The sequence below is a fragment of the Bradyrhizobium sp. RP6 genome (assembly GCF_003837805.1).
In the GTDB taxonomy this organism is placed as follows: Bacteria; Pseudomonadota; Alphaproteobacteria; order Rhizobiales; family Xanthobacteraceae; genus Bradyrhizobium.
This window is the reverse complement of record NZ_RQIT01000001.1, coordinates 42,790-66,037: the sequence shown is the minus strand read 5'-3', so window position 1 is coordinate 66,037 and position 23,248 is coordinate 42,790. Positions and strand designations below refer to the sequence as shown.

General features: G+C 63.9%; 29 protein-coding genes and 3 tRNA genes. 15 read left to right on the top strand and 17 right to left on the bottom strand.

Going from position 1 to position 23,248, the window contains the following annotated elements; all coding sequences use genetic code 11:
- Positions 1-71: 71 nt before the first annotated feature.
- Complete coding sequence (gene sigJ, locus EHH60_RS00400) at positions 72-983, bottom strand: RNA polymerase sigma factor SigJ (protein WP_245454358.1); 912 nt, start codon at positions 981-983, stop codon at positions 72-74.
- 201 nt (positions 984-1,184) lie between these two features.
- Here sigJ and EHH60_RS00395 point away from each other — a divergent pair, with 201 nt between their 5' ends.
- From EHH60_RS00395 to EHH60_RS00385, 3 genes are all read left to right on the top strand, one after another.
- Complete coding sequence (locus EHH60_RS00395; protein WP_124157567.1) at positions 1,185-1,640, top strand: carboxymuconolactone decarboxylase family protein; 456 nt, start codon at positions 1,185-1,187, stop codon at positions 1,638-1,640.
- A 667-nt stretch (positions 1,641-2,307) separates the two neighbouring features.
- A complete protein-coding gene (gene ligD, locus EHH60_RS00390) occupies positions 2,308-3,228 on the top strand; it encodes a non-homologous end-joining DNA ligase (RefSeq protein WP_124157566.1) in 921 nt (306 codons plus the stop codon).
- A gap of 3 nt (positions 3,229-3,231) precedes the next feature.
- Positions 3,232-3,447: a hypothetical protein gene (locus tag EHH60_RS00385; protein WP_124157565.1), complete on the top strand. Its 216-nt coding sequence runs from the start codon at positions 3,232-3,234 to the stop codon at positions 3,445-3,447.
- Between the two features lie 14 nt (positions 3,448-3,461).
- Here the strand turns inward: EHH60_RS00385 and EHH60_RS00380 are convergent, their stop codons facing one another.
- From EHH60_RS00380 to EHH60_RS00350, 7 genes are all read right to left on the bottom strand, one after another.
- Complete coding sequence (locus EHH60_RS00380; RefSeq protein WP_124157564.1) at positions 3,462-4,370, bottom strand: hypothetical protein; 909 nt, start codon at positions 4,368-4,370, stop codon at positions 3,462-3,464.
- Positions 4,371-4,579: 209 nt separating this feature from the next.
- Positions 4,580-4,798 carry a cold shock domain-containing protein gene (locus tag EHH60_RS00375; protein WP_124157563.1) on the bottom strand — a complete coding sequence of 73 codons (219 nt, stop codon included), beginning with the start codon at positions 4,796-4,798 and terminating at the stop codon, positions 4,580-4,582.
- Entirely contained in the window at positions 4,795-4,974 is a 180-nt protein-coding gene (locus EHH60_RS00370) for a hypothetical protein (RefSeq protein WP_124157562.1), read from the bottom strand. Before EHH60_RS00370 ends, EHH60_RS00375 begins: the two co-directional genes overlap by 4 nt.
- 6 nt (positions 4,975-4,980) lie before the next feature.
- Entirely contained in the window at positions 4,981-5,850 is an 870-nt protein-coding gene (locus EHH60_RS00365) for a hypothetical protein (RefSeq protein WP_124157561.1), read from the bottom strand.
- A 234-nt stretch (positions 5,851-6,084) separates the two neighbouring features.
- Positions 6,085-6,393: a hypothetical protein gene (locus EHH60_RS00360; RefSeq protein WP_124157560.1), complete on the bottom strand. Its 309-nt coding sequence runs from the start codon at positions 6,391-6,393 to the stop codon at positions 6,085-6,087.
- A gap of 503 nt (positions 6,394-6,896) precedes the next feature.
- Entirely contained in the window at positions 6,897-7,127 is a 231-nt protein-coding gene (locus EHH60_RS00355; protein WP_124157559.1) for a hypothetical protein, read from the bottom strand.
- Positions 7,128-7,213: 86 nt separating this feature from the next.
- On the bottom strand, positions 7,214-7,675 hold the full coding sequence (locus EHH60_RS00350; protein ID WP_124157558.1) for a hypothetical protein: 462 nt from the start codon (positions 7,673-7,675) through the stop codon (positions 7,214-7,216).
- A 551-nt stretch (positions 7,676-8,226) separates the two neighbouring features.
- Here EHH60_RS00350 and EHH60_RS00340 point away from each other — a divergent pair.
- Positions 8,227-8,436 (top strand): hypothetical protein, encoded by a 210-nt coding sequence (locus tag EHH60_RS00340; protein WP_124157557.1) that lies wholly within the window; start codon positions 8,227-8,229, stop codon positions 8,434-8,436.
- On the top strand, positions 8,433-9,689 hold the full coding sequence (locus EHH60_RS00335) for a site-specific integrase (protein ID WP_124157556.1): 1,257 nt from the start codon (positions 8,433-8,435) through the stop codon (positions 9,687-9,689). Before EHH60_RS00340 ends, EHH60_RS00335 begins: the two co-directional genes overlap by 4 nt.
- A 57-nt stretch (positions 9,690-9,746) precedes the next feature.
- Here EHH60_RS00335 and EHH60_RS00330 read toward each other — a convergent pair.
- The 3 genes from EHH60_RS00330 to EHH60_RS00320 all read right to left on the bottom strand — a co-directional run bounded on the left by EHH60_RS00330 (position 9,747) and on the right by EHH60_RS00320 (position 10,582).
- Positions 9,747-9,820 (bottom strand) — tRNA-Gly (locus tag EHH60_RS00330).
- Positions 9,821-10,164: 344 nt separating this feature from the next.
- Positions 10,165-10,368, bottom strand: a complete 204-nt coding sequence (locus tag EHH60_RS00325; protein WP_124157555.1) for a hypothetical protein — start codon at positions 10,366-10,368, stop codon at positions 10,165-10,167.
- Between the two features lie 28 nt (positions 10,369-10,396).
- Positions 10,397-10,582 (bottom strand): hypothetical protein, encoded by a 186-nt coding sequence (locus EHH60_RS00320; RefSeq protein ID WP_124157554.1) that lies wholly within the window; start codon positions 10,580-10,582, stop codon positions 10,397-10,399.
- A gap of 199 nt (positions 10,583-10,781) precedes the next feature.
- Between EHH60_RS00320 and EHH60_RS00315 the strand changes: the two genes are divergently transcribed.
- Positions 10,782-11,162, top strand: coding sequence for a YciI family protein (locus tag EHH60_RS00315; protein WP_124157553.1), 381 nt, complete (start codon positions 10,782-10,784; stop codon positions 11,160-11,162).
- A 3-nt stretch (positions 11,163-11,165) separates the two neighbouring features.
- On the opposite strand, the gene EHH60_RS00310 is transcribed toward EHH60_RS00315, so the two are convergent.
- Positions 11,166-11,756, bottom strand: coding sequence for a TMEM175 family protein (locus tag EHH60_RS00310; RefSeq protein WP_124157552.1), 591 nt, complete (start codon positions 11,754-11,756; stop codon positions 11,166-11,168).
- A gap of 126 nt (positions 11,757-11,882) precedes the next feature.
- Between EHH60_RS00310 and EHH60_RS00305 the strand changes: the two genes are divergently transcribed.
- The 3 genes from EHH60_RS00305 to EHH60_RS00295 all read left to right on the top strand — a co-directional run bounded on the left by EHH60_RS00305 (position 11,883) and on the right by EHH60_RS00295 (position 16,104).
- Positions 11,883-13,940, top strand: a complete 2,058-nt coding sequence (locus EHH60_RS00305) for an ATP-dependent helicase (RefSeq protein ID WP_124157551.1) — start codon at positions 11,883-11,885, stop codon at positions 13,938-13,940.
- Positions 13,941-13,996: 56 nt separating this feature from the next.
- Positions 13,997-14,977: an NADPH:quinone oxidoreductase family protein gene (locus tag EHH60_RS00300; RefSeq protein ID WP_124157550.1), complete on the top strand. Its 981-nt coding sequence runs from the start codon at positions 13,997-13,999 to the stop codon at positions 14,975-14,977.
- A gap of 95 nt (positions 14,978-15,072) precedes the next feature.
- Positions 15,073-16,104 carry an LLM class flavin-dependent oxidoreductase gene (locus EHH60_RS00295; protein WP_124157549.1) on the top strand — a complete coding sequence of 344 codons (1,032 nt, stop codon included), beginning with the start codon at positions 15,073-15,075 and terminating at the stop codon, positions 16,102-16,104.
- Between the two features lie 127 nt (positions 16,105-16,231).
- Here the strand turns inward: EHH60_RS00295 and EHH60_RS00290 are convergent.
- A tRNA-Tyr gene (locus EHH60_RS00290) sits at positions 16,232-16,317 on the bottom strand.
- 207 nt (positions 16,318-16,524) lie between these two features.
- On the opposite strand from EHH60_RS00290, the gene rlmB reads away from it, so the two are divergent.
- Positions 16,525-17,355, top strand: a complete 831-nt coding sequence (gene rlmB, locus EHH60_RS00285) for a 23S rRNA (guanosine(2251)-2'-O)-methyltransferase RlmB (protein WP_199751239.1) — start codon at positions 16,525-16,527, stop codon at positions 17,353-17,355.
- 62 nt (positions 17,356-17,417) lie between these two features.
- On the opposite strand, the gene EHH60_RS00280 is transcribed toward rlmB, so the two are convergent.
- Together EHH60_RS00280 and EHH60_RS00275 are read right to left on the bottom strand one after the other, a co-directional pair.
- A complete protein-coding gene (locus tag EHH60_RS00280) occupies positions 17,418-17,936 on the bottom strand; it encodes a hypothetical protein (RefSeq protein WP_124157547.1) in 519 nt (172 codons plus the stop codon).
- Between the two features lie 41 nt (positions 17,937-17,977).
- Positions 17,978-18,457 carry a hypothetical protein gene (locus EHH60_RS00275; RefSeq protein WP_124157546.1) on the bottom strand — a complete coding sequence of 160 codons (480 nt, stop codon included), beginning with the start codon at positions 18,455-18,457 and terminating at the stop codon, positions 17,978-17,980.
- Positions 18,458-18,739: 282 nt separating this feature from the next.
- Here EHH60_RS00275 and EHH60_RS00270 point away from each other — a divergent pair, with 282 nt between their 5' ends.
- Positions 18,740-19,213, top strand: a complete 474-nt coding sequence (locus EHH60_RS00270; RefSeq protein WP_124157545.1) for a hypothetical protein — start codon at positions 18,740-18,742, stop codon at positions 19,211-19,213.
- 161 nt (positions 19,214-19,374) lie between these two features.
- Positions 19,375-19,449 (top strand) — tRNA-Thr (locus EHH60_RS00265).
- Between the two features lie 507 nt (positions 19,450-19,956).
- Here EHH60_RS00265 and EHH60_RS00255 read toward each other — a convergent pair.
- A complete protein-coding gene (locus tag EHH60_RS00255) occupies positions 19,957-20,643 on the bottom strand; it encodes a class I SAM-dependent methyltransferase (protein ID WP_124157544.1) in 687 nt (228 codons plus the stop codon).
- A 73-nt stretch (positions 20,644-20,716) separates the two neighbouring features.
- Positions 20,717-21,436 carry a class I SAM-dependent methyltransferase gene (locus EHH60_RS00250; protein ID WP_124158308.1) on the bottom strand — a complete coding sequence of 240 codons (720 nt, stop codon included), beginning with the start codon at positions 21,434-21,436 and terminating at the stop codon, positions 20,717-20,719.
- Positions 21,437-21,800: 364 nt separating this feature from the next.
- Here EHH60_RS00250 and EHH60_RS00245 point away from each other — a divergent pair, with 364 nt between their 5' ends.
- From EHH60_RS00245 to EHH60_RS00230, 3 genes are all read left to right on the top strand, one after another.
- The gene (locus tag EHH60_RS00245) at positions 21,801-22,028 is read left to right on the top strand and encodes a hypothetical protein (protein ID WP_124157543.1); all 228 of its coding nucleotides are present in this window, start codon (positions 21,801-21,803) and stop codon (positions 22,026-22,028) included.
- Between the two features lie 118 nt (positions 22,029-22,146).
- The gene (locus EHH60_RS00235) at positions 22,147-22,671 is read left to right on the top strand and encodes a hypothetical protein (RefSeq protein ID WP_349629040.1); all 525 of its coding nucleotides are present in this window, start codon (positions 22,147-22,149) and stop codon (positions 22,669-22,671) included.
- A 300-nt stretch (positions 22,672-22,971) separates the two neighbouring features.
- Positions 22,972-23,226, top strand: a complete 255-nt coding sequence (locus tag EHH60_RS00230; protein ID WP_124157540.1) for a hypothetical protein — start codon at positions 22,972-22,974, stop codon at positions 23,224-23,226.
- Positions 23,227-23,248 lie beyond the last annotated feature (22 nt).

The window sequence follows — 23,248 nt, the reverse complement described above, 5'->3', positions numbered from 1 at the left end:
GTCGACCGTGGGCGAGCCTCATATGCGGCCCATCGAACGATTCTCCACGTTGCCGCAGTCACTCGGGCAGTTCATGAAGCTGGCGGTATCGGCGAGATGCGAGCTGGAAAGTCCATTTCTGTCGCTAAGTGCGACAGCTTGTCCGGGTTTTTGACGATGTAGATCGCGGTGATCCCGTCCTCGCGGATGTCGAGCGCAGTCGTCTGCAGAACGCCGCGTCCATCGAGGCTAACGTAGCCTGGCAGGCCGTCGATGGTGACGACACGAAGCAGCTTCGGCGGTACGACGTATTTGCGCCGCTGCCTCGCAAAAAGGCGCAGGGCCCGCTCGACCCCCCGAATGACATTGCGGAAAGCAAGGACCTTGCCGCCGCCATCGGTATGGATCTCGACGTTCCTTGCCAGCAGCCCCGAAAGCGCCGCCACGTCCCCGTCGCGTGCTGCGGCGAAGAAAGCTCGGGTGATCCGATCCGCATCCGCGGGTTCGACGTCAAAGCGGGGACGTGCGGCCTGCACGTGCTTGCGGGCGCGCGCCGCGAGCTGACGAACAGCTGCCGGCTCGCGGCCGAGGGTGATGGCCACTTCGGTCAGCGGCACGTCAAAGACGTCGTGGAGAAGGAAAGCGGCCCGCTCAAGAGGCGACAGGCGCTCAAGGGCCAGCATCAACGTGACCGTGACGTCGTCGGCGACCGTCTCGTTCGGCTCCACGGAACCCACGAGAGGATCTGGCAGCCAGGGTCCGACGTAGGTTTCCCGGCGCGCCCGCGCGGAGCGGCGTCGGTCGAGGCACAGGCGTGTGACAATGCGGGTCAGATAGCCGGGAGGCGAATCGACGCCACCTTCCACCCCGACCCACCGTAGCCATGCGTCCTGAACGACGTCCTCCGCCTCGGTGAGCGAGCCCATCATCCGATAGGCCAGGCGTGTCAGGCGCCTGCGCTCCGCTTCGAACTCGGTGGTCCGCCGATCGTCCATCGCCTCCATCCGCCTAGTTTCCTCGCAGATCATATCCGCTGTCACCGTCGCTCGCGCATCCCGAACCCGAGAATAAGACGATCGGACCTGCCTGGATGTGACATCGGCCGCTTTGAATGGAACCGCCGAGTGCCATGTCACACCCTGACCGCTTGGCCCGTCATGGCTCCGAGCGTCGAATCTCCGGCGTTCCGAACAACGAGGCACGTCATGAGCGAGAACAAGCGGCTGGTCTGGAACGAAGTGGCACCCCACGGTGCAAAGGCGCTCTTCAGCATCCACCACTACATCACCACGGGTACCGACCTGCCCCACGAACTGATCCACCTCGTCTTCCTGCGGGTTTCGCAGATCAACGGCTGTGCGCACTGCATCGACCTGCACACCCGGGACCTCTTGGCCACCATGTCATTTGAAAAAGTCGCCCTCGTTCCGGTCTGGGCCGAGGTGCCCCACCTGTTTCCCGACAAGTACCGCGCTGCCCTCGCGTGGGCGGAGGAAGTCACGCTCGTCAGCGAGACGCACGCCTCCGACGAGGCCTATGCGGCCGCAAGCGCGGCTTTCGCGTCAAAGGATCTCGTGGACCTCACGATCACGATTGCGGCCATGAACGCGTTCAATCGGTTGGGGGCGCCCTTTCGGCTCCCGGTCAAGGCCAAGGCCTGATCCGCTTCTTTCGCATCGTCACGGAATGGCCCCAGGGCCGTTCCGATTCCACCATCAAAATCCAACCCATAGGTGCGAGCGTCGGGCTGCGAGACATTGTCCTAATCCTTCAGTCCACACGCGCTCCGCTGGCGTTATCGGAGAAGCCCGCATCATTCGGTAGGGTTCAGATCGCGTTGTGGCCCATAGCCGATCTTCCGCGATGTCCGTCGATTTGTCCGGTTGTGGCTCGTGGCTGGACCTGCCGCGACGTCCGCCAATCGTCAGCTTTTGGCCCATCTGCGACTTCGGAGGCCAGCTGCTCTTCGACCGATGTTGGCAGCAAACCGGAAGTCCAGGGACGGTTCACTAATGAGAACACGCCTTAGTTCCTTATTCGGAACAAGAATTTACGCGTCGACGACATACTCCTGAAACAAACCGCTGCTTTCATCCTCTTATCCGGGCGCGATGTTTGTATCCTTAGAAGTTTTATCCCGGGGCTGGCTTTGTGGACCTAATCTTTTGACTGGCGAATAGACTTTCCGACAGGGCCGCCGCGAAGGCGGCTCTCTTTTTGGCCGCTAGTGTCGACACCTGCGAGACTGGCCCGCTAGATGGTTCTCCGTCGGAACGATTCATCTTCGAAGGACTCGAATCCACGTGTTTTGTTGCGTGGAGTTGGTCAGTGGCGTTGCAGCGTCGGAAGCGGAAGGCGATCGGGACGAAGGCGCCCTTCCCCGGCTTCATCGAGCCCGTTCTCGCCGAGCAGGTCGAACGCGTGCCCCGTGGCGAGCGCTGGATCCACGAGATCAAATTCGACGGTTACCGCGGCCAGCTCCACATCGCCAACCACGAGGTCAGAATCTACACGCGCCGCGGCCTCGACTGGACCCGCCGCTTCCGCAAGGTGGCGCACGATGCCGACCTGATCAATGCCGGGTCCGCCATCATCGACGGAGAGATCGTGGTGCCCGGCGAAGGCGGCAAGACCGACTTCGCGACCCTGCAGAAGAGCCTCACCGGCAACGCCGACAACCTCGTAATGGTGGCATTCGACCTGCTCTATCACGACGGCCGCGACCTTCGGCAGTTGCCGCTGCTCGAGCGGAAGACCGCCCTCAAGGCGCTGCTCACCGGCACGCCTATCGAATACAGCGAGCATTTTGACCTGGACGGCGCCGAGCTCTATCGGCGCGTCTGCGCCGGCGAGCTCGAGGGTGTGGTCTCCAAGATCGCCGACTCCCCCTATGGCGGCCTGCGCGGCAATTACTGGGTCAAGACAACCTGCGCCCACCGCGAGACGCTGGCGATCGCCGGCTTCAAGATCAAGGACAACCGCTTCGACGGCATCTATGTCGGCCGGCAGCACGGCGACAGGCTGGTCTATGCCGGTAAGGTCGAGCACGGTTTCGAGGACACGGCAGTGAAGGATCTGCAGCGCAGGCTGAGCAAGCTGGTGCGCAAGACCCAGCCGTTCGCCAAGCGCATCCCCAACCGTGGGATCTGGGTCGAGCCGCGCCTCAACGCCGAGGTCGAGTACCGCGCCAAGTCAGCGAATGGCCACCTGCGGCATCCGTTTTTCAAAGGCCTGCGTGAGGATCTCTAGGCCATGGCACAGTTGACCCACGCCGAGCAGATCGAACAAAGCTACAACCTCGCCATGATGGCCCTAGCCGACTATCTCACGCACGAGCGTGATGCGGCGGCGACGGTCGAGAGGCTGATCCGCATCCTCGATCGAGATGCCCTCCGTGACGCGATTACTGAGGTACTCGTCGATTCCTGCGTGCATCCCCGGCCAGCGGCGGACACGCCAATAGCCTGATCGGGCGCAATCTGCTACTGCACCTCATCGCAGCAAGAACTGCGGCGTCTACCCGGTAAGCAGCGAGCGCGCACGATCTCGGCCCCGGTGACGCGCTCGCCGGCTAGGATCTTTGCCTCGAACTTCCGGCGAAGTGCCGGCGACGTCGCCGGAGACGACAGCTCAACCAGAGTCTGCCAACCGGCGTTGAACATCTCTTTCCGCTCGCCGTACAGCCGTGCCACCCTGAGCATCTCCGCGGCTCGCGGTTGCTCAACGTCGAATTGCTGCGCGCGCAATCCGCCGAATTTCTTGTTGCATGGCGTCATGTCACGAAGCGCGACCATCTGCCGGCCCATCTCGATATTTCGCTCGACCTGCGCGAGCCTGGCCGCGGCTGCATGTGCCTTGTGCGCGGCAATGCGCTCTTGCCGGGTTGGAGGCGGCGGCGAGGGCCTTTGCTCTGGGGCGAGGATGCGGCGCAGCTTATGCCTTAAGATCCGCTCCAGCGCGGATTGGGCCTCTTCTTCATAGAAGTATTCCAGCGCGCGCATCTGCTCGACGATGCCGAGCAGCGAGATTTGGTCGAACGCCTCTATGAGGCTGAGACCGCGATCGGTATACGGCCCGATCTCGGCAGAGACGGCCCTGATGTGCAACTCAGAAAGCGCGCCGGAGTTGGCCTCCGATTCCACAATGCACCTTAAGGTCATGACGACGTGCCCGGTGCGATCCTCGTTAAACAGGGTCGCGATATAGAGCTGGCGCTGCAAATAGAACCGCGAGCCCCCGTCGAGTGCGTCAATTTCGAGCGCGTCGAGGATGGCTTGCAGCTTCCCAGGCCACGGCTCGCGCCCCCACGCATGAACAGAGGCGGGTATCGGCCCAGACTCGCGGGCGCCATCGTCCTCGTCGGCGCTCTCCGATCGGCGACACTTTGCCATGACGATACCTCCTCCCCGGTGATGCGGCGGCTACCTACCTAGCCAGAACGTCGATCGGGCCTTCGCAGACACTGCAAAACAAGGGGTCGACAGCGGAGCCATCAGCCGAGGTCTGGCCCCCGGACGCGGTTACATCCGCCGTCGCCCGGGGGCCTTGCCGACAAGCGCGAGCGAGCCAGAAACTGGGAAGCCGACGCCGATCCGCATGGCTACGCTCCATCGCCGCGCGCCGGGAGCAACCGCCCTGCACGTCGGCGGCCGTCTCGCGTCGGCCATGGTTCGACCTGAAGGCGCATTCCTATCTCGGGGATGATACCGATCTGCTTGAAGGTCTTTGCATGGACGAACACATCGGAGCCGCCGTCGTCGGGCCTGATGAAACCGTAGCCCCGCAGGTCGTCGAACATTTTCAGGTTGCCACCGTTCATTTCGTCCTCGCGATGTACTCAATTTGATCAAGCAGCCGGTCGACTCTCTCTTCCGTTTCGAGCGCCATGTGATCTGCGGCGAGCGGATCTGGTGCGCTGGCATCGACATGAAGGCACGCGCGCAGCTCGCGCATTAACTCCCTGCGTAAGCCATCTGGCACCGAGCGCAGCACCATTGCCGCTCATGCGACCACCTCGTCGACCGTCGGCACGAGATGCAGCTCGATCTCGACGGGTCGCTCGCGCGGCTCGCTGGCGATTGCATCGCGCGCCAGCTCGGCAAGCACGGCGGCCGGGTAGTTGCACCTCGTGCCGTCGTACGCGAATCTTGGCCCGTCCGGCTGCGGCAGCCGCATCTGCCAGAGCGACTGCGGGCGCTCGGCCGGCGCGGCCGGATGATATTCAGTCTGCTCGAACAGCGCGAGTCTGCACAACTTCGTGTAGGCGCCCGTACCGATGCGACCGCGGCCCTCCCCACAGTCGGTGACGCTATCTTGGTCGCCGATGAGCATGCCGGTGTCCGCAAGCGTCCAGAGCCATACCCGCTCAGTCGCCAGATCCTTGCGAGCGAGGCCGGCGCGCGTGCGTGCAAGCACGTCCGCGGGCACCAGCGCCTCAAGGTCATCGGGCAGCGCGGCATTGACGGCGGCGTCCTCTGCGGCCGCCTCGGCAACATCGCGGACGAGAGCAAGCAGGATCGCGTTCGCCTTCTTGAGATCGGCCTGGATGCGGGACGCCAGCTTCTCGTTCGCTGCCTTGCGATCGGCATGGCGCTGGCGAAGCGCGGCGGCGTCCGCTGCGACCTTGGCGGCGGCGTCCTCGGCCTCGATCGCGTCGACCAGGGCGGCCAGACGCTCGCGCTCCGCCTGCTTCGCGTCGAAGTCTGCTTTCCACGTTGCGAATGATGCGGCGGTGCGGATCGCTGCGGCCTTGGCGGTGTCAAGTGCCGCCAACTCGGTATCGATCGCGGCTAGATCGGCGCGGGTTTGTTCTATGAGTGTCGGCTCCGACATTCGTTTACTTCCCTTTGAGTTGAGGCGCCGCGCGACCACCTAAGAGGATTCTGTAGGTCGCGCGGCGCAGGCGGGCGGCGGTGAGACCTCACCATCCGCCCGACGACTGATTCATTTCGCATGCTCCAGAAGGGCGGCAACGACGGGGTCTTCGTTGCCGCCCCCAGGTCCCGCAACAGGAGGATGCCGCCGCGTGTCTAATCGCGCCGGCAGTCGAAGAATCGCACGCGAGCGGCCTTTCATCCATCAATGAAACGCGCAAACGCGCATCCATCAGCGCCTGAAACGCGCATTGCCGCGCATTTCGGTGTACCGGACGCGCTCCACGAGCCAGCGCCCTCCTCCCTTCAGGCCAAAGCCGCCGGAGTCGATTGGGTTGAGCTCGCAGTCGCGACGGACCTGGGACTCACTGCGCCCACAGATTGCGGTCGCCTGCTTTGGCGTGATGTACACGGGCTCGTCGTCTGACGCCGTCGTGGCGCGAGCGCGATCACGCGCCCGAGCCTGGAGGTCGGCCTCGAGGATCTCGACCGCCCTGAGATGAACCTGGATTGCCACGACGATGTCGTCATCACTGGTCATCGCTCCTCCTCCCGTGGCGAGAGCTCGAAAACATCGCGGCGACGCTGGGATGAGCCGCGCCGGGCCCGGCCGCATTTCCTCACCTTGCCGGAAAGCACCAAGTGTCGAAGCGCTCGACGGGTTGCGACAACTTCAGACTCGCTCGGAATCCTCCAGCCGGGCCGTACCATCGGGCGGCCATGGCAATACGCGCAGCTCGCGATTTCGGCCGCTGTGAGGCTGGTGCGCTGCCCGAGGATAACGAGAACCGCGCGCCGCAGAGCCTTGGACCTATATGGGAATTTATTCCGGTGACGCGCGCCGTACATCAGGGGACCTCGGCTTGAAAAGAAAAGCTGGATTTCGAGCGGCCCGGCTACGCTGAAGTACTGCGCGCCGTAGGCCCGCGATGCTCAGACCTGCCGAAAGGTACCTTGGAAAAATCGCTCGCAATGCCCGATTGCCGGCCCTGGGGCGTCCCGTGGTGCGTCCGATCGTTTCTCGACAGCGGTGACGGGTACGGCTCATGGAGTCACGCAGCCCCTTGCGTCGAGACTGCCGCGCAGAACGCGAAACAAATCTTCAACTGGGACGCTGGTCGAGCGACCGTTTTTCAGCAGGCGGATTTCGCCTTCCTTTGCGAGTTCATAAAACCGCGTTTGGCCGATTCCCGCCAATTCCTTAAACCGGCGAACCGTTACGTTCGGCGGCAGGCTGTACAGCTTAACGAAGTCGGCAAAAGTCAGATCGGGCATCCGGGCATCTCCGTTGTTCGCCTTCAATCGTGCGAACAGAGATGAACCAAAGCACCGCTTCGAACATGTAATATAAAATCGGGCAGCTAAACTTTTTGCAGAACGATTGGCACCAAGCACCGTTCGCCAAATTCCCGCTCGCCGATGCTGGCAAGCAGATCAAGAAGCGGGGCAATGACCCGCCCGTCCTTCGCTTCAAGTGCATTCTTGCAGGCGGTCACGAGGACTGCGTGATGCAGGGCGTCCGCCTCGCTGATCGGCCGACTGACCTTGGTGATAAAGGCCGCAGCCCGGTTCTGTAGTGGGGTTGGCCCTACCCTGGTAACCCATCCCACGGCCTGAGTATCAGCGGGCTGGCGTCGGCGCCCCTTTTTATGTTCGACCTCGCGTCCGAAAAGACAACACACCGTCAGGTCAAAGGCGTCATTTTGCGAAAGACAAAAAACGATCTCTGCTGCCTGCGCAAATGCAAGGATGTATCGATCCGAATCTTGCTGGTACAGCTTGGGTGGCCGGCCTCGTGGCTTCCCAGTCTTGGGACTAGCCATTATGCGTCCTCGCGACGGAATACGATGCTAAGTTGAAGGGCCGCCACCGGCTCATTTCCCCTTCGCCTTCAGCCCCAGATCGACAAGCCGACGTATGGCTTCGGAACGGGATATATCATGGGTAGCTGCCCAAGCGTCTAGTCTCGCCAAGACGGTTGGCTCTAGCCGCGCGGGGATCGTCTCAGAATACCTCGTCCCGGCGGGTCGCCCGCGGCTTTTTTTGTGTACAGTTTTTGTTTGCTTCGTCATAAATATTTGTGTACATAAAAAGCGAGCCGAGGGGAAGCGGTAACCTTCCGCCCCGAATCCGGAGGCCATCCGGGCCACCTTGCGCTTCCATCGATGGTTCGATGAAATCCCGTCCAGAAGCGGCTCCTCGGAGCTCCAAGCTATTCTGCCATTGCCTCGCCATTGTTTCACTTTGAGTTCAATGGCGACTTCAACCCCGTGGCCAACGGGTAAGTGCGAAACAGATACCCGCTTTCATTGGGCCTCGGTTTCGCGAATTAGCGGACCACGACGCGCTTGTGGCTTGGCCGGCCGAGCGCCCAATGGAGACTGTTCGACTGATGTCCCGCGGCAGCCAGACGTTCAAGAATGGCGTCCTCGCCAAGGCGCTCAAGGAGGCGGCGGACGCAGGGTTGAGCGTCAATCGGTTCGAGATCGATCGTGACGGCAAGATTGTCGTGATCGCCGGCCAGCCGGATAAGAGCCATTCCGCCGGCGAGGAGACGTCGGCCGAGCTCCGGGCGCTGCTATGAGTCCTCCCCGCTCCGCCCTGCCGTTGCCGCGCTATGTCGAGCGCAAGCCGCTTCGCGCTGGTGTCTGGGCGTACTACTTCCATGTCCCGCGCTGGGCCAGGAAGGCCGGCTGTGCCGTCGAGAACAGCCCCCTCGGCACCGACTACGCTGCCGCGGTTGGGCGCGCCGAGAAGGTGCTCCTGCCGGCGTTTGACGCATGGCGCAAGGGCGACAGCTCGCTCGTCGAGTCGCCGGCCACCGTCGCGTTCGGGACGCTGGACTGGATGTTCGCCGAGTACCGCAGCGACCGCCGCTACACCAAGCTTAGCGGTAAGATGAAGCGTCTGCACGAGACGGGCTTCAAACTGGTCGGCGGCTACATCTTGAAGGATGGCAAGCGCCTTGGCGAGAAGCGCCTGACCGCGATCGACACCGCCATCGCGGACGATCTCTATGAAAAGTTGCTGGTGCTCAAGGTGGCCGGCAAAGATGGCGTGGTGGTTGAGCGAGAGCGCCGCACGACGGTCAACCATGCAATGAAGAGCTGTCGACGCGCCTGGAACGTCTGCGCGCGACGCAATCCGGGCAAGGTGCCGCTGGTCAATCCCTTCGCTAAAATGGGTCTGCAGGGCTCGACCCGAGAGACCCCGACCGCGACTTACGAGGAGTTGGTGTCGTTCCGCACGAAGGCCGCTGAGTTGGGCCTGTCGTCGCTGGCAACGGCCGCGTTGATCGCGTGGGAATGGCTACAGCGCGAAACCGACATCTTCGCAACGTTCGATGTCTCGCACTACCGGCCGAAAGAGCATCCGAACATGGTGCGGGTGGTCGACGAAAAGACCCGCGCAGAGAGCTGGATTCCACTCTTCGACGAAGCCGGCGCTGCTCTCTATCCCGAGCTGATGACCGAGCTCGACGCCATCAAGCGTAATCGGATCGGCGGGCTGATGTTGCGCAGGGATTGGGGTGAACGCGGACCGTGGCCGACTTGGCCGAAGCCGGACATGCCGGACTTCACCCATATGTCGCGGAAGACGAAAGAGATCATCCGTGCTGCCGACCTGCGCGAGGAACTGTCATTCGCATCGTTCCGGCATGGCGGTTTAACCGAGACCGGTGACGCTGAGCTAACCGACCGCGAGATCCTGGCGCAGAGTAGGCACACTACGGTCAAGGTGCTGCCGAAGTACGTCAAGCGCACCACGAAGCAGATCGCCACCGGCACCAAGAAGCGACGGGCCGTGCGAACGAAAGCCGGACATGTGTCCGAATGAGCACCAGCCCGCTTGTCCGAATGAAGCGTTTGGAGCACCGCAAGTGATTGAAAACACTGGAGCGGGTGAAGGGAATCGAACCCTCGTATTCAGCTTGGAAGGCTGCTGCTCTACCATTGAGCTACACCCGCATGACGGGCTCCCTAACACGGCCGGGCGGCGGTCTCAACTGCCGAGGAGGTCGCTTTCCCGGCTCTCACAGACTTTGCGGGCCGGCCCGGTTCCTCCGGACCCGTCTCCCCTTAACAGCGACGGCAAGGCTGCCTATATTGATGTTTCCCGAAACCAACGAAAGGAGGTGATCCAGTGTCTTATCCCAAGCGCTGTCACCTCGCTGGGATCGCCCGCTGAGCCTTGACTAAAGGCTTGGCATCGGGGCGCTCTCAGCCCTGGACCAGCGAGCAAGAAATCGGGCGCGACGGGGCCTCCCCGCCGCGCCTTTTCCTTGCGATGTCCTTGTAGCCGGAACGCCGGGTCAGCCGGCGCGAAGCCGCTCGCGCAGCGCGACGGCGGCGATCAGCAGGCCGAAGCACCAGGCCACGACGGCGCGGTGCGGCTCCCCGCCAAGCAGCATCGTGAAGAGGCTCATCCGAAGACACGGCGCGATGGCCTTTCCGGTCCGGCTCATCAGTGCGAGCAGGAACGGCATCGCCGCGATCGATATTTGCAGGACGTTCATTTTGAACGACCGGCTCGTCGAGGGGGGCTCAGACGCCGCAGATGTTCAGCGCGCGCGGCCGTTTGCCGCGCCGGCTCTCCGCGATCCGCTCGCCGCCGTTCTCGGCCGAAGTTCCATAGTAGCGGTGATGGCCGGCCTGGTCATGCAGGTCGGCCGGCTCCGACTGTCCCGCCCGCCGCGCGTCGCAGATGATCTTGATGGTGTGACCCGACATTGCCGCCTCCAGCAAAAAGCTTGTCGTTTGTGGTCCATCAGTCGCGACCAGTTCCGGCGGCGTTCACATGGCAAGGCCGCAATCGGGTTTCAGGACCGTTTCGCCGCTTGCCGGCCACGCAATATTTTGCTTCGGAATTGTCGGCACAGGCTGCCGTGCCACGTCCTTGGGACTTGCGCAGAAAGGAAACGAGGTGACGATGCTGTACGCCATCCTGGCCTATCACGTGGAAGACGAAGTCTTGTCCTGGACGCCGGAGCAGGACGCCGCGGTCGTCGCCAAAGTCATCGAGGTTCAGGCGCCCCTTCGGGCAAGCGGGCAGTTTGGGCCGGCGGCCCGTCTGGATGAGACCCGAAAGGCCCGCACCTTGCGGGGCCCCGGCGCGGGAATGGTGCTGGACGGGCCGTTTGCCGAGACCAAGGAACAGCTTCTGGGCTTCCACCTTATGGAATGCGCCACCGAGAATGAGGCGATCGCGGCGGCCCGAAAGCTGCGTGCCGTCAATCCGACGGCGGTCTACGAAATCCGCCCGGTCAAGCTTTACGTGCCAGCCGATGGGTTCGGCGCGACATCCGGATGAGTCCTACGCGCCCGGCCCGGTCCGCTTGGGAAGGAAGCGTTGGATCACGATGCCGCCGAAAGCGATGAACCACAGGAAGGGTGCGACCTGCGGCGCGAAGGCCGCAACGATCGTGCCCGGAATGAACACCAGCAGCGGAAACAGCGAGGCCATGATTTCGTTGCGCCAGCCGCCGAGGATCGTCCACCACAGCCAGGCGTTGAGGCCGGCGATCGCGGTCAAATGCAGGCCGTAGAGCACGGCGACGGCACTGCTCATGCCGTAATTGGTGTAGAGGCCGTTGGTGACCGGCAGCAGCACGATCGAGAGCAGAAAGAACAGGTTGAGGATCACGTCGCCGCGGCTGCCGACCGGCTGGCGCGCCAGCCGGCGGTGATGGCTGATCCAGAACACGCCGGCGATGATGAAGCTGAGCGCAAAGCCTATCAGCTTGCCCGAATAGACCCGGGCAAGATCGTTCCAGTCCGGCGCGCTGGTGAACACTGCGGCCTTGGGCAGATCATAGGCGAGAAGCGTCATGCCGACACCGAAAATGGTGTTGCTGAGCGATTCCAGCCGCCGCATCTCGAACTGGTCGGGCTTGAGCTCGGTCATGTCGGGAGCACGTTCTCGGGGTGGAACCTTGGACCGTCTTCCCCTAAATCCTAAACTCGCCCCCGTCCAGCTGCATTGCGATTTGCGCCGGGATCGCCGACTCTCACCCTTTCACCGGGGCGATTCGTGGCGACATATCTGGACACGCTCAATGCGGAGCAGCGCCGCGCCGTGGAGCATGGCGTGGCCGAGGGCTCGACCGTGGGCGGCCCCCTGCTCGTCATCGCCGGCGCAGGCTCCGGCAAGACCAACACGCTGGCCCACCGCGTTGCGCATCTGATCGTCGCTGGCAGCGATCCCCGCCGCATCCTGCTGATGACCTTTTCGCGCCGCGCTGCGGCGGAGATGGCCGGCCGCGTCGAGCGCATCTCCCGAAAGGTGCTCGGCGAGACCAACGCCGCGATCATGCGCGATGCCCTCACCTGGGCCGGCACCTTCCACGGCATCGGCGCGCGGCTCCTGCGCGAATATGCCGAGCGGATCGGCCTCGATCCCGCCTTCACCATCCACGACCGCGAGGACTCTGCCGACCTGATGAACCTGGTGCGGCACGAGCGCGGATTGTCGAAGACGGAGTCCCGCTTTCCGGCCAAGGGCACCTGCCTGTCGATCTATTCCCGCTGCGTCAATGCCGAGATGGAGATCGAGAAGGTGCTGGGAGTGCACTATCCCTGGTGCAGCGGCTGGGCGGCCGAGCTGAAGGGCCTGTTTGCCGCTTACGTCGAGGCCAAGCAGGCCCAGCACGTGCTCGATTACGACGATCTGCTGCTCTACTGGTCGCAGATGATGAGCGATGCGCTGATCGCGGAAGAGATCGGCGGCCGCTTCGATCACGTGCTGGTCGACGAATATCAGGACACCAACCGTCTGCAATCCTCGATCCTGCTGGCGCTCAAGCCCGACGGGCGCGGCCTCACCGTGGTCGGCGACGATGCCCAGTCGATCTATTCGTTCCGCGCCGCCACCGTGCGCAACATCCTGGACTTTCCGCAGAGCTTTTCGCCGCGCGCCGAGATGATCACGCTCGACCGCAACTACCGCTCGACGCAGGCGGTGCTGGCGGCGGCGAACGGCGTCATCGGCCTCGCCCGCGAGCGCTTCACGAAAAACCTCTGGACCGACCGCACCTCCGGGCAGAAGCCGCAGCTCGTCACCGTGCACGACGAGGCCGACCAGGCGCGCTACATCGTCGAAGCGGTGCTGGCGAACCGCGAGCAAGGCGCGCTGCTCAAGAAACAGGCGGTGCTGTTCCGCACCTCCTCGCATTCGGGTCCGCTGGAGATCGAGCTCACCCGCCGCAACATTCCCTTCGTCAAGTTCGGCGGGCTGAAATTCCTCGACGCCGCACACGTCAAGGACGTACTGGCCCTGTTGCGCTTTGTCGAAAATCCGCGCGACCGCGTCGCCGGCTTTCGCATACTGCATCTGTTGCCGGGCATCGGCCCCGCGACCGCGCAGCGCGTGCTCGACGGGATGGCGGAGAGCACCGATCCGCTCGCCGTGCTCGGCCGGCTCCCGGTGCCGGCGCGCACCGGCGACGACTGGACCGACTTCGTCCGCACGGTCGAAAATCTGCGCTATTCGGAATGGCCGGTCGACCTCGAACGCGTGCGGCTCTGGTACGAGCCGCATCTCGATCGCATCCATGAGGATTCCGAGACGCGCCGCGCCGATCTGATGCAGCTCGAGCAGATCGCGAGCGGCTATGTCAGCCGCGAGAAATTCCTGACCGAGCTCACGCTCGATCCGCCGGATGCGACCAGCGACAAATCCGGACCACCCCTGCGCGATGAGGACTACCTGATCCTCTCCACCATCCATTCCGCCAAGGGCCAGGAATGGAAATCGGTGTTCGTGCTCAACGTCGTCGACGGCTGCATGCCGTCCGATCTCGGCGCCGGCACCAGCGCCGAGCTCGAGGAGGAGCGCCGCCTGCTCTATGTCGCGATGACCCGTGCCAAGGACGATCTCCACCTGGTCGTACCACAGCGCTTCTTCGTCCACGGCCAGGCCGCCAAAGGCGACCGCCACGTCTACGCCTCGCGCACCCGCTTCATCCCGGAGCAGTTGGTCCACCTGTTCGAGCGCACCGCCTGGCCAAAAGCCGCTGCGGGCAAAGCGCGCACCGCGGCGCAGGGGCCGAAGATCGACATCGGCGCGAAGATGCGCGGGATGTGGCGGTAGACGCAAGAGGCTGGTCGCGGGACCTGTCAGGATAGCTGGAACAGCAGAGGTTCGACATGAAAGCCGTTGTCGTCGAGCAATACGCCCCCATCGATCAGATCGAGTTGAAGGAGGTCCCTCGCCCGGTAGTCGAGCCTGGGCAGCTACGCATCCGGGTGGAAGCTGCCGGGATCGGCTTCGTCGACGGCTTGAAGATCGAAGGACGCTACCAGACCAAGGACCCCCTGCCCTTCATTCCCGGGACCGAGTTCGCGGGCGTGGTGACGGACGCGCCCGGCGCACCCGGCGGTTATCACCCCGGCATGCGCGTGATGGGGATGACGCGCTCGGGCGCGCTTGCCGAGCAGATCGTCGTCAGCCCCGCAGCGCTCCATCCCCTGCCAGACGGCGTCGCGCCCGAGGTCGCCGCCTCGTTTCGCGCCAATTATCTCACCGCGCTCTATGCGCTCAGTGCACGCGCCTCGCTCTGCGCAGGCGAACAACTTCTCGTGCTTGGCGCGGCTGGCGGCACGGGAATCGCTGCCGTCCAGATCGGCAAGCTGCTCGGCGCCCGCGTGATCGCAGCCGCATCGACGCCGGACAAGCGCGAGTTCGCGCTGGCGCACGGCGCCGACGCCGTGATCGACTACACGCAGGCCGGCTGGCGCGACACGTTGAGGGACTTGACCGAAGGACACGGCGCCGACGTAATCTTCGACCCCGTGGGCGGCGATATTTCGGTGCAGGCCTTTCGCTCCATCGCTTGGCGCGGCCGTCATCTCGTGGTCGGGTTTGCCGCCGGCACCATCCCCGCGCTGCCATTCAATCTGCCGCTGCTGAAAGGCGGCGCCCTGCTCGGCGTCGACCTTGCGCAGATTCCAACGCGCGAGCCCGACGTGCAGAAGCGCCTGATGTCACAATTGACGGGCTGGCTCACCGACGGCCAGCTGAAGCCCGTGGTCGGCCAGGTCTTCGCCCTCGAGAATTTTCGCGAGGCATTCAAGACGATGCAGGCGCGCTCTGCGCTGGGCAAGATGGTGGTGCGGATCGCGCAATAGTATCCACAAACGGAAACCGAGCAATTCCGCCCGTGCGCTTGTGACCGGGCCGCGGTCCCTTAGATTTGGCCGATCCTCCCACAGAGACCTGATCGATGACCGCACCGCTTGAATTCGGACTGGATACCTTTGGCGACGTCACGAGAGATGCGTCCGGCGCCATGCTCCCGCATGCGCAGGTGATCCGCAACATCGTGGACGAAGCCGTGCTGGCCGACGAGCTCGGCCTCGACTTCATTGGCCTTGGCGAACACCACCGGGCTGACTTCGCGATTTCCTCGCCCGAGACGGTGCTCGCGGCGATCGCATCGCGCACGAAGCACATCCATCTCGGCTCGGCCGTGACGGTGCTCTCCTCGGACGATCCGATCCGCGTGTTCCAGCGCTTTGCCACGCTGGATGCGCTATCAAATGGTCGCGCCGAGGTGATCCTCGGCCGCGGCTCGTTCACCGAATCCTTTCCGCTGTTCGGCTTCGACCTGCGCAAATATGAGGAGCTGTTCGAGGAGAAGCTCGATTTGTTCGCCGCGCTCTTGTCGCAGCAGCCGGTGAGCTGGGAAGGCAAGCTGCGCCCGCCGCTGCGGGACCAGCTGGTCTATCCGCCGGTCGAGAACGGCACGCTCAAGACCTGGATGGGCGTTGGTGGCAGCCCGCAATCGGTGGTGCGCGCCGCGCATTACGATCTGCCCTTGATGCTCGCCATCATCGGCGGCGATCCCTCGCGCTTTGCGCCTTACGTCGAGCTCTATCATCGCGCATTCAAGGAATTCGGCCGCCCGGCCCAGCCGATCGGCGTGCATTCGCCGGGCTACGTCGCCGAGACCGATGCGCAGGCGCGCGAGGAGCTATGGCCCGACTATAAGGCCATGCGCGACCGCATCGGCAAGGAACGCGGCTGGCCGCCGATGGGACGCGACGAGTTCGTCAGCGAGGCCGAACATGGCTCGCTCTATGTCGGCTCGCCGGAAACGGTGGCGCGGAAGATCGCGAAGACGGCGAAGGCGCTCGGCATTTCACGGTTTCAGTTGAAGTACTCGGCGGGAGCTTTGTCGCATGAGAAGCTGATGCGGAGCATCGAGCTCTATGGGCGGAAGGTGGTGCCGATGGTGCGGGAGATGATGGGGTAGCGTGCTTTTGAGACCGTCTCGGTCCGCCTACGCCCTGCGGGCTACGGCGTGACAGCCTTCGCTCACTTCGCGCCACGAACACCTATTGCTGGCTTGCCAAGCCGAAGCTCGCGAAGCGAGCGAAGGCTGGTGGGGGAGGCAGGACTCGAACCTGCGAAGCCATGAGGCGGCTGATTTACAGTCAGCTCCCTTTGCCACTCGGGACACTCCCCCGCTCGACGGCAGCACAATCGGGCCGGACCTTGCCGGCGGACCGAAGACGGCCATGGAACGTGAAGGCCGCGACAACCCGGATCGGGGCGCGACCGGGCGCGTTTATGGGCGATGCGGTGGGGCAAAGTCAACCGAGGCAAGCAGCTAAAATCGCCCTCGCCGGCATCGAAATTGCCATATTCCGGAACCCGTGACAGAAGCGAGCCCATGAAGGATCGAAAATTCGGCCCCAAGGGGGCTCGCGGCGGAGCTAAGCCATTCAACAGGCCCGGAAAAGCGGCCGGACGCCCGGCTTGGCGCGACCGCGATTCGCAAGGTGACGGCCCCGTCATTCTCTACGGCTGGCACACCGTCACCATGGCCCTGGCCAACCCTCGGCGCCGGATCCGCAAGCTGACGCTGACCGAGAACGCCGCAAGGCGTCTAGCGGAAGAAAACATCGAAACCCGCGTGCCGCCAGAGATCGTGCGGCCGCAGGAGATCGACCGGCTGCTGTCGCCCGACGCGGTGCACCAGGGCCTCCTGGCCGAGGCCGATCCCCTGCCCTCGCCCGACATCGAGACCCTGGCGCAGGAAGGCATGGTGCTGGTGCTCGACCAGATCACCGATCCCCACAATGTCGGCGCCATCCTGCGTTCCGCCGCGGCGTTCGCGGTGAAGGCGATCGTCACCACGGCGCGGCACAGTCCGGAAGCGACCGGCGTTCTGGCCAAGGCCGCTTCGGGCGCGCTCGAGCTGGTCCCGATGGTCACGGTGCAAAACCTCGCCCGTGCGCTGACGGCGCTGAACGAGCGCGGCTTCCAGACCGTCGGCCTCGACAGCGAAGGCAGCGAGGACATCAGCGACGTCGCCTTGCGCCAGCCACTAGCATTGGTGCTGGGAGCCGAAGGCAAGGGCCTCAGGCAATTGACTCGCGAGACCTGCAGCGTCGTGGCCCGGCTCGACATGCCCGGCGAGATCAAGAGTCTCAACGTCTCGAACGCAGCCGTGCTCGCGCTCTATGTCGGCGCGAGCCGACTTGGGCTGATGAAGCGCTAGCACAACAAAACGCCCGCCCGCATCGCGCGGACGGGCGCCTCGTGGCTCTGGCCGATCAGAGATCAGTAATAGCGACGCGGCGCGCGGTGACCGCCATAGTAGTGCGGGGCGTGGCGATGGGCGTAGCCATAGCGCGGACCATGGCCGTAGTGCACGCGCGGCAGATAGCCGTAGCGGGGGCCGTAGCCATAGCGATACGGACGGTAGTACGGGCGGCGATAAGGATAAGCGGCCGGCGGCGCGACTGCAGCGGCACGATAGCCGTAGCCATAGCCGTAATTGGCGGGCGCGACGACCGCATCTTCACGATAGGTCGGATACGGCGCGAAGGCGCCCGGGCCGGTATAGGTCGGGCCCTGGTTGACGTAATAATACTGTGTGGTCGGGTCGGCGAGACGCTCAAAGCCGCCGTAGCCGTAGCCGTAGCCATACCCGTAGCCATAACCGCCGCAGCCGATGTTGCAGCCGGAATAGACCGGCGCAACCGGCGCGCAGGTGGTGAAGCCGCAGGCCGCGGCGGGCACGGTGGCGACGAACGTCACGGCAGCCGCCGCGACCAGTCCCGAAATCATCTGACGCATTACTCTCTCCTGTTGATTTCCGTTTTTTCGATTTACGTTTTTCAACCCGGCGGCCTGCCGGGCAGTTCTGTGTGCGGCAGCGGCCGAGGCGGCCGTGGACGCTCGTTGATCTCGGGCGCGTAGATCACCGGCGGAGGATCGACGGGCGGGTCCATCTGCACCGGCAGCGGCGCGGACGACGCACCCCAGCTCTCGTGGTAGCTCTCGGCTGGCTTCGGCAGTTTGCGGTTCGCGGGCGGCTCGACCTCGAGCCGGCCATAGCCAGGCCGCAAGCCCAGCGTCGGATAATAATGACCAACGTTATCGGGCTGCCGCTCTGCGATATAGCGTCCGCCATAGATCGTGGGCTGCACCTGCTGGTTTTTGCCCAGGCCCCAGACGCCCTCGACCACGGCGTAAGACGCATCGATGTTGTTGATGATGATCGGCACGCCGGGACGGCCCGGAACGACGATTTCGGAGTCGGCAAACGCCGTTGCAGGTAGTCCGATGAGAAAGGCGGCGAGCATCACAGCGCGCATGAGAGGATCCCGGTTGTCCGGCGCCACGCTATCTGATCGCAAAGCAGAGAGGGTTAAGGCCTGCTCACCAATTTCCGGTAAGCCTAATGCGTAAGGGTTGCGCGCCGCTCAAATGCTGCAAAGCAAGCTAGCGAAGTGTTAACGGCGCGGGCTCCGCCGCCGGAACAGCGCCGCCGAACTCACATCCGTTTGACTATCCAGCTGCGAAAATCCCAAGGTTGCATCGGAACGTCCTGCGCCGTCAGCGTTTAGCTCCCGTCAACAAAATGGGAGCGAAGAACCATGAACATCAAGCTTCTCGGGGCCACGGCGATTGCAGCTACCATGCTGGCAGGCTCCGCCATGGCGCAGGCGGTCGTCACCAATCCCGGCCGCTGCTCGGCGCAATTCCCCAACGCCAACTGCCAGAATCTCGGCCCCGGAAACCCCTACACCGATAGTGGCTATCGGCATCGCCGCGTGTCCTATCGCCAGACCAACGGTGATTGGAATAACGACTGGAACAGGAGCCGCACCGGCTTCTGGCCGACCGACGTCGCGGCGGGCGTCGCCGGCGCCGCGATCGGCACCGCCGGCGCGATTGCCACCGCCCCATTCCGCGCCTGGGACAATTCCTACGCCTATGACAATTCGTGGGACCGTGGCTGGAACAATCGTGGATGGGACACCCGCACCTACGCCCAGCGCAACGGCTTCGTCTGCACGCCAGGCACCTGGTTCAAGGGCGAAGACGGCCGCCGGCACATCTGCCAGTAGGGCAACGAAAGTGAGCGCGATGAATCAGGCGGCCTTCGGGCCGCCTGTTTCGTGCCTGCAACAATCATCGCGGGTTCTGGCACTTTCCAACCAAGTCTGATATTGCGACGCGCGGGCGGATAACCGACGCATATGCCGGCCCCGCCCCGCTTTCAAGCGTCGCCGGCTTAGCTCAGCGGTAGAGCAGCGGTTTTGTAAACCGAAGGTCGGGGGTTCAATCCCCTCAGCCGGCACCATGGATTTAGCCGAGACCGTGTCGTGCCCTGACGCAAGAACCAAGTTATCGGTCCGGCGTTATCCTTTGTCCACAGAGCCGTCTCGCGGAGGTCTGGCGATGGACCCGAATGATCGAGCAGCCTTAGCCCTGTCCGCTGTCGCCCTGGCCATCGCCATTGTGGTTGCATCGACAGTCACGTTGGAGCGCGTCAATACCCGTACCGCCAGCAACGACGCACCTCCCGGAACGGTAGGACTTGCGAGGCCTCACCCGCCGCTGGACCGTGCTCCCGGTGAACCGATACAGACAACAGGAACGCCGTCTAACGCAAGGCAGCGTCCCTGACCGAACACAGGCCGCGCCGGCGCCAGCGCTCGATGCTCCTGCCTCAGCCTGAACTCTTGCTGCGCTGCTCTGTTCGAAGTGCTCGACTCCCGAGCCGCCGATCTCGACCCAAGCATGTTTCGATTGCTCGAACACACTCCTTCAGCATACCAAACAGCGCCGCAACTGCATCTGGCATCGATCATCCGACATCCTCCAGCCGCCACAGCCCGAGGCTCTTGTCGCGCCAGCCACCACCGCCCTCCTCGCAGCGCTCGTTGATCAGCGCGTGCGGCGCGGGCCAGTTGAACGGCGCCTTCTCCATGTTGAGCGCCCGCCAGTCGCCGTCCTCGCAATCGCGATTGTCCTCCCATTCGGGAAAGGTGGTGACCAGCAGGAAGCGCGCGCCGCTCATCCGAAATTGCGCGAGGGCGCGACCTATGTTCGCAAGGCTCAGATGCACCAGGCAGTCCCGGCAGAGAATGATATCCGCACGCGGCAGCGCATCGCGCGTGATGTCGGCGACGAGAAACCGGCCCGGCGAGCCACCGCCTGCGACACGCCGGCGGTTGGCTTCGATCAGCGACGGCACGATGTCGATGCCGGTGTAGTCGATATCGAGCTCAAGCCGGCCAATCCATCCGGCATCACCGCAGGGCGCATCCAGCAGCGAGCGCGCGCCGAGCCGTCGCAGCAATGGAGGCAGCGCCTCGCAGACCGCGCTGGTCGCGGGGTCCTCCGAGCCGAGGCCGGACACCGAAGTGGCCGCGCCCCAAAGGTTGGTGCGCGCGATGCGTTCGAATCGTGCGGCAAGATCGAGACCCTCGAAATTCTTACGGTCGGCGAGGAAACGTTGGTGGGCCAGCACGGGAGGACGATTGGAGATCATCGGACGAGCCTCGATCCAAGTCGCGAGCCAGTGTACAGGCGATCCGTCGCCGCCGAAATCGCCTGCCTTACCCTCAAGCCGGCTTCTGCCACTCCATGACGTGGAAGAAGGGCACGCGGCGATGACGGGCGACCTGCTCGGGACTGCCGCCTGTCGGCTGCGGCTCGGCGAACAGACGCAACTGGAGACCGTGATCAAGCAACAGCGTCATGTAGGTGCTGAGCGGACGGTGCCAGTTCTGGATCCGGATGCCGTGCCAGGCGGCCCAGATCGGGCGCTCGTCCATGTAGTGGTCGATCGCGAAGCGCCAGGTGCCCTCCCCGTCACGCGTCCAGCCCTCCGGCTGGCCGGCGGTGTTGAAGCTCGTCAGGTTGGCGATCAGCAGCGTACCGCCGGGGCGCAGCGCCGCCACTATCCTGGCGATCGCCGCATCGAGATCGGGCATGTCGATCAGACTGAGATAACTGACGACCAGATCGAAACGCGCATCAATCTCCATCGTCTCGGCGCGGCCGAGGCGATAATCGCCGTCCGGGTCCAGCTCACGGGCTCGCACGAGCAACGCCTCGGTCGGATCGATACCGATGGTGCGGATGCCGGCGCGCTGCATGATGCGGCAGAAGCGTCCCTCCCCGCAGCCGACATCGAGCGCATTGCGAAAGCCGCGCCCTTCGATGCGCTCCTGCATCGGCGCGTCCAGCACGAAGCGGCGACCATAGTCGCCATCTTGTCCCTGCTCGATGATCCATGCAGCCGCGGACGCAGCCCAGCCGTCGCTGATATCCTCGCTCATAGGCAGATCTTCAGGAATGGATATTGGCCGCGCATCGCGTGGCGCGGCTACTGACCACAGATCGGATCGAAATTCAACATGAGGTAGCATGCGCAGAGGATGCGCTCCATCTCGTTCAAAGAGAAACCAGGATCGCCGCCGGTGCGGTTTCAGCCATCGTGATGACGGCCATGCGTTCGCAATCGAGATGGGATTCTGCTTGCGCCACGGATGGCATCGGCACCGCGGACCCGAGCCGCTGTGCGAGCCATCCAGCGCATGACGACGGTCGGAAATTTCGGACGTCATCGTTCAGGCAGTCGGAGACCGCTGATCCGATCAGGCCGGATCGGAACCAAAGACCTGCGTCACTCGTTCTTGCCCCATGCGGATCAGCGAAGAAAACCGAAATATAGTTCTGCTGGCGACAGTGATGATGTGCTGTGGCGCCGTGGCCGGCACGTTGACGCTGCTTGAGCCGGCGCTGGGGCCAGACCGTGAAGAGCGCGTCGCCGAGAGAGCCGTGATCGACGTTACCCGGACATCGATCCAGACCCAAGTCCGCGTGGTCGGCGCGCCGTTCGAACCCAACGTCAATCCGCGCGAGCGGTAGTGCTCACCGCGGCAAGGCCTCAGTGCCTTCAGCGGGCCGGCCGTGGACACGCGCCAATTCTTCCGCAAACGCGATCACCTCCGCCCGCTTGTCGGGCGGCAGAGACAGGAACGCGCGGATGAGCCTCAGCCCCTCCACTTCGTCCGACCGTTCTTCTTCTACAACCATTCGCTTAATGTCGGGCGATCGGGAAAAATATGCAATCCTTTTCGAACCTCCCTTGATCCGACGCAGCCGCTTTGCTGGAATGGCGCTGCTGAGGTGGATCATGAAATGGATCAGGGAGCGCGACGCACTGATTGCGCAGACACTGGCCTTCGTCCAATCGGTGACCGGCGGGAAGGATGACGTCCGTCAGCCGGATGCGCCCGCGGCTGGCTCGACCGTCGCTGTGGAGAGCGTCGCCGTGGAGGCGGTCGCCGTCGAGATCGAGTCGCCGCAAGACCCACTCCCGCCCCGGCCCGCACCTTTCCCGGCGCCAGGGGCAGGCGGCGATTTCCGCACCGAGATGCAGGCCCGCATTGCCGATTTCCGCAAGCATCAGGAGCGCTTCGAGCGCGAGCGTAAGGAATATTGTGCGGCGACCCTGACCAGATTGCGTGCAGCCATCCGCGACGTTTCCGGCCCGCCGGACCAAAAATAAGGCTGCCCGGTCAGGGGCTTACAGCCAGGACCACACCAGCAAGAGATTGGCCGCGCAGGCTCCGAACAGCCCCAGCGCCAGCGGCAGGAGCATGTGCCCGCAGGATGTCTTCAGGTCGCTCGTCATGGCGGAAAACATCCGCTGATTCCGGCCGACGAGTCCCAAGGATTCTTTTTTCCGGGATTCAGGACTCGTTAAGGACTCATAGCCGGCGGCACCCGATCACGCCGCCGTGATCGGGCGGCGGGCCGGAACCCGGACCTCGCAAGCTCGTTAACTGGGTTTCCTGGAGCGGGAAGAATGCCCTACGCCCTGTTCTGCAAAGAGGCCCAGATCAGCAAGGCCTATCCGAGTGAGTCGGACGTCTGGAAGCTCGCTCAACGGAGCGGTCTCGTCGTGGACGTGATGGCGGACGACGAGCGCCCGGGACCGCGCCGAGTGCTCGACAATGACTACGAGATCGCGCCGTGCCAGGCAGCTCAGGGCGAGGACCCCGCCAAGAACAAGGCTGAAGCCGACCAGCAGGCGAGGATGGAGCTTGAGCTGAACTCCTGAGTTCCGGCACGAAACCGGAGCG

What these genes read in the sequence shown, in the direction of transcription:
- sigJ (WP_245454358.1), bottom strand. Translation starts at nt 983, where the DNA reads ATGGAGGCGATGGACGATCGGCGGACCACCGAGTTCGAAGCGGAGCGC.
- EHH60_RS00395 (WP_124157567.1), top strand. Translation starts at nt 1,185, where the DNA reads ATGAGCGAGAACAAGCGGCTGGTCTGGAACGAAGTGGCACCCCACGGT.
- EHH60_RS00385 (WP_124157565.1), top strand. Translation starts at nt 3,232, where the DNA reads ATGGCACAGTTGACCCACGCCGAGCAGATCGAACAAAGCTACAACCTC.
- EHH60_RS00380 (WP_124157564.1), bottom strand. Translation starts at nt 4,370, where the DNA reads ATGGCAAAGTGTCGCCGATCGGAGAGCGCCGACGAGGACGATGGCGCC.
- EHH60_RS00375 (WP_124157563.1), bottom strand. Translation starts at nt 4,798, where the DNA reads ATGAACGGTGGCAACCTGAAAATGTTCGACGACCTGCGGGGCTACGGT.
- EHH60_RS00370 (WP_124157562.1), bottom strand. Translation starts at nt 4,974, where the DNA reads ATGGTGCTGCGCTCGGTGCCAGATGGCTTACGCAGGGAGTTAATGCGC.
- EHH60_RS00360 (WP_124157560.1), bottom strand. Translation starts at nt 6,393, where the DNA reads ATGACCAGTGATGACGACATCGTCGTGGCAATCCAGGTTCATCTCAGG.
- EHH60_RS00355 (WP_124157559.1), bottom strand. Translation starts at nt 7,127, where the DNA reads ATGCCCGATCTGACTTTTGCCGACTTCGTTAAGCTGTACAGCCTGCCG.
- EHH60_RS00350 (WP_124157558.1), bottom strand. Translation starts at nt 7,675, where the DNA reads ATGGCTAGTCCCAAGACTGGGAAGCCACGAGGCCGGCCACCCAAGCTG.
- EHH60_RS00340 (WP_124157557.1), top strand. Translation starts at nt 8,227, where the DNA reads ATGGAGACTGTTCGACTGATGTCCCGCGGCAGCCAGACGTTCAAGAAT.
- EHH60_RS00335 (WP_124157556.1), top strand. Translation starts at nt 8,433, where the DNA reads ATGAGTCCTCCCCGCTCCGCCCTGCCGTTGCCGCGCTATGTCGAGCGC.
- EHH60_RS00325 (WP_124157555.1), bottom strand. Translation starts at nt 10,368, where the DNA reads ATGAACGTCCTGCAAATATCGATCGCGGCGATGCCGTTCCTGCTCGCA.
- EHH60_RS00320 (WP_124157554.1), bottom strand. Translation starts at nt 10,582, where the DNA reads ATGTCGGGTCACACCATCAAGATCATCTGCGACGCGCGGCGGGCGGGA.
- EHH60_RS00315 (WP_124157553.1), top strand. Translation starts at nt 10,782, where the DNA reads ATGCTGTACGCCATCCTGGCCTATCACGTGGAAGACGAAGTCTTGTCC.
- EHH60_RS00310 (WP_124157552.1), bottom strand. Translation starts at nt 11,756, where the DNA reads ATGACCGAGCTCAAGCCCGACCAGTTCGAGATGCGGCGGCTGGAATCG.
- EHH60_RS00300 (WP_124157550.1), top strand. Translation starts at nt 13,997, where the DNA reads ATGAAAGCCGTTGTCGTCGAGCAATACGCCCCCATCGATCAGATCGAG.
- EHH60_RS00295 (WP_124157549.1), top strand. Translation starts at nt 15,073, where the DNA reads ATGACCGCACCGCTTGAATTCGGACTGGATACCTTTGGCGACGTCACG.
- rlmB (WP_199751239.1), top strand. Translation starts at nt 16,525, where the DNA reads ATGAAGGATCGAAAATTCGGCCCCAAGGGGGCTCGCGGCGGAGCTAAG.
- EHH60_RS00280 (WP_124157547.1), bottom strand. Translation starts at nt 17,936, where the DNA reads ATGCGTCAGATGATTTCGGGACTGGTCGCGGCGGCTGCCGTGACGTTC.
- EHH60_RS00275 (WP_124157546.1), bottom strand. Translation starts at nt 18,457, where the DNA reads ATGCGCGCTGTGATGCTCGCCGCCTTTCTCATCGGACTACCTGCAACG.
- EHH60_RS00270 (WP_124157545.1), top strand. Translation starts at nt 18,740, where the DNA reads ATGAACATCAAGCTTCTCGGGGCCACGGCGATTGCAGCTACCATGCTG.
- EHH60_RS00255 (WP_124157544.1), bottom strand. Translation starts at nt 20,643, where the DNA reads ATGATCTCCAATCGTCCTCCCGTGCTGGCCCACCAACGTTTCCTCGCC.
- EHH60_RS00250 (WP_124158308.1), bottom strand. Translation starts at nt 21,436, where the DNA reads ATGAGCGAGGATATCAGCGACGGCTGGGCTGCGTCCGCGGCTGCATGG.
- EHH60_RS00245 (WP_124157543.1), top strand. Translation starts at nt 21,801, where the DNA reads ATGCGGATCAGCGAAGAAAACCGAAATATAGTTCTGCTGGCGACAGTG.
- EHH60_RS00235 (WP_349629040.1), top strand. Translation starts at nt 22,147, where the DNA reads ATGAGCCTCAGCCCCTCCACTTCGTCCGACCGTTCTTCTTCTACAACC.
- EHH60_RS00230 (WP_124157540.1), top strand. Translation starts at nt 22,972, where the DNA reads ATGCCCTACGCCCTGTTCTGCAAAGAGGCCCAGATCAGCAAGGCCTAT.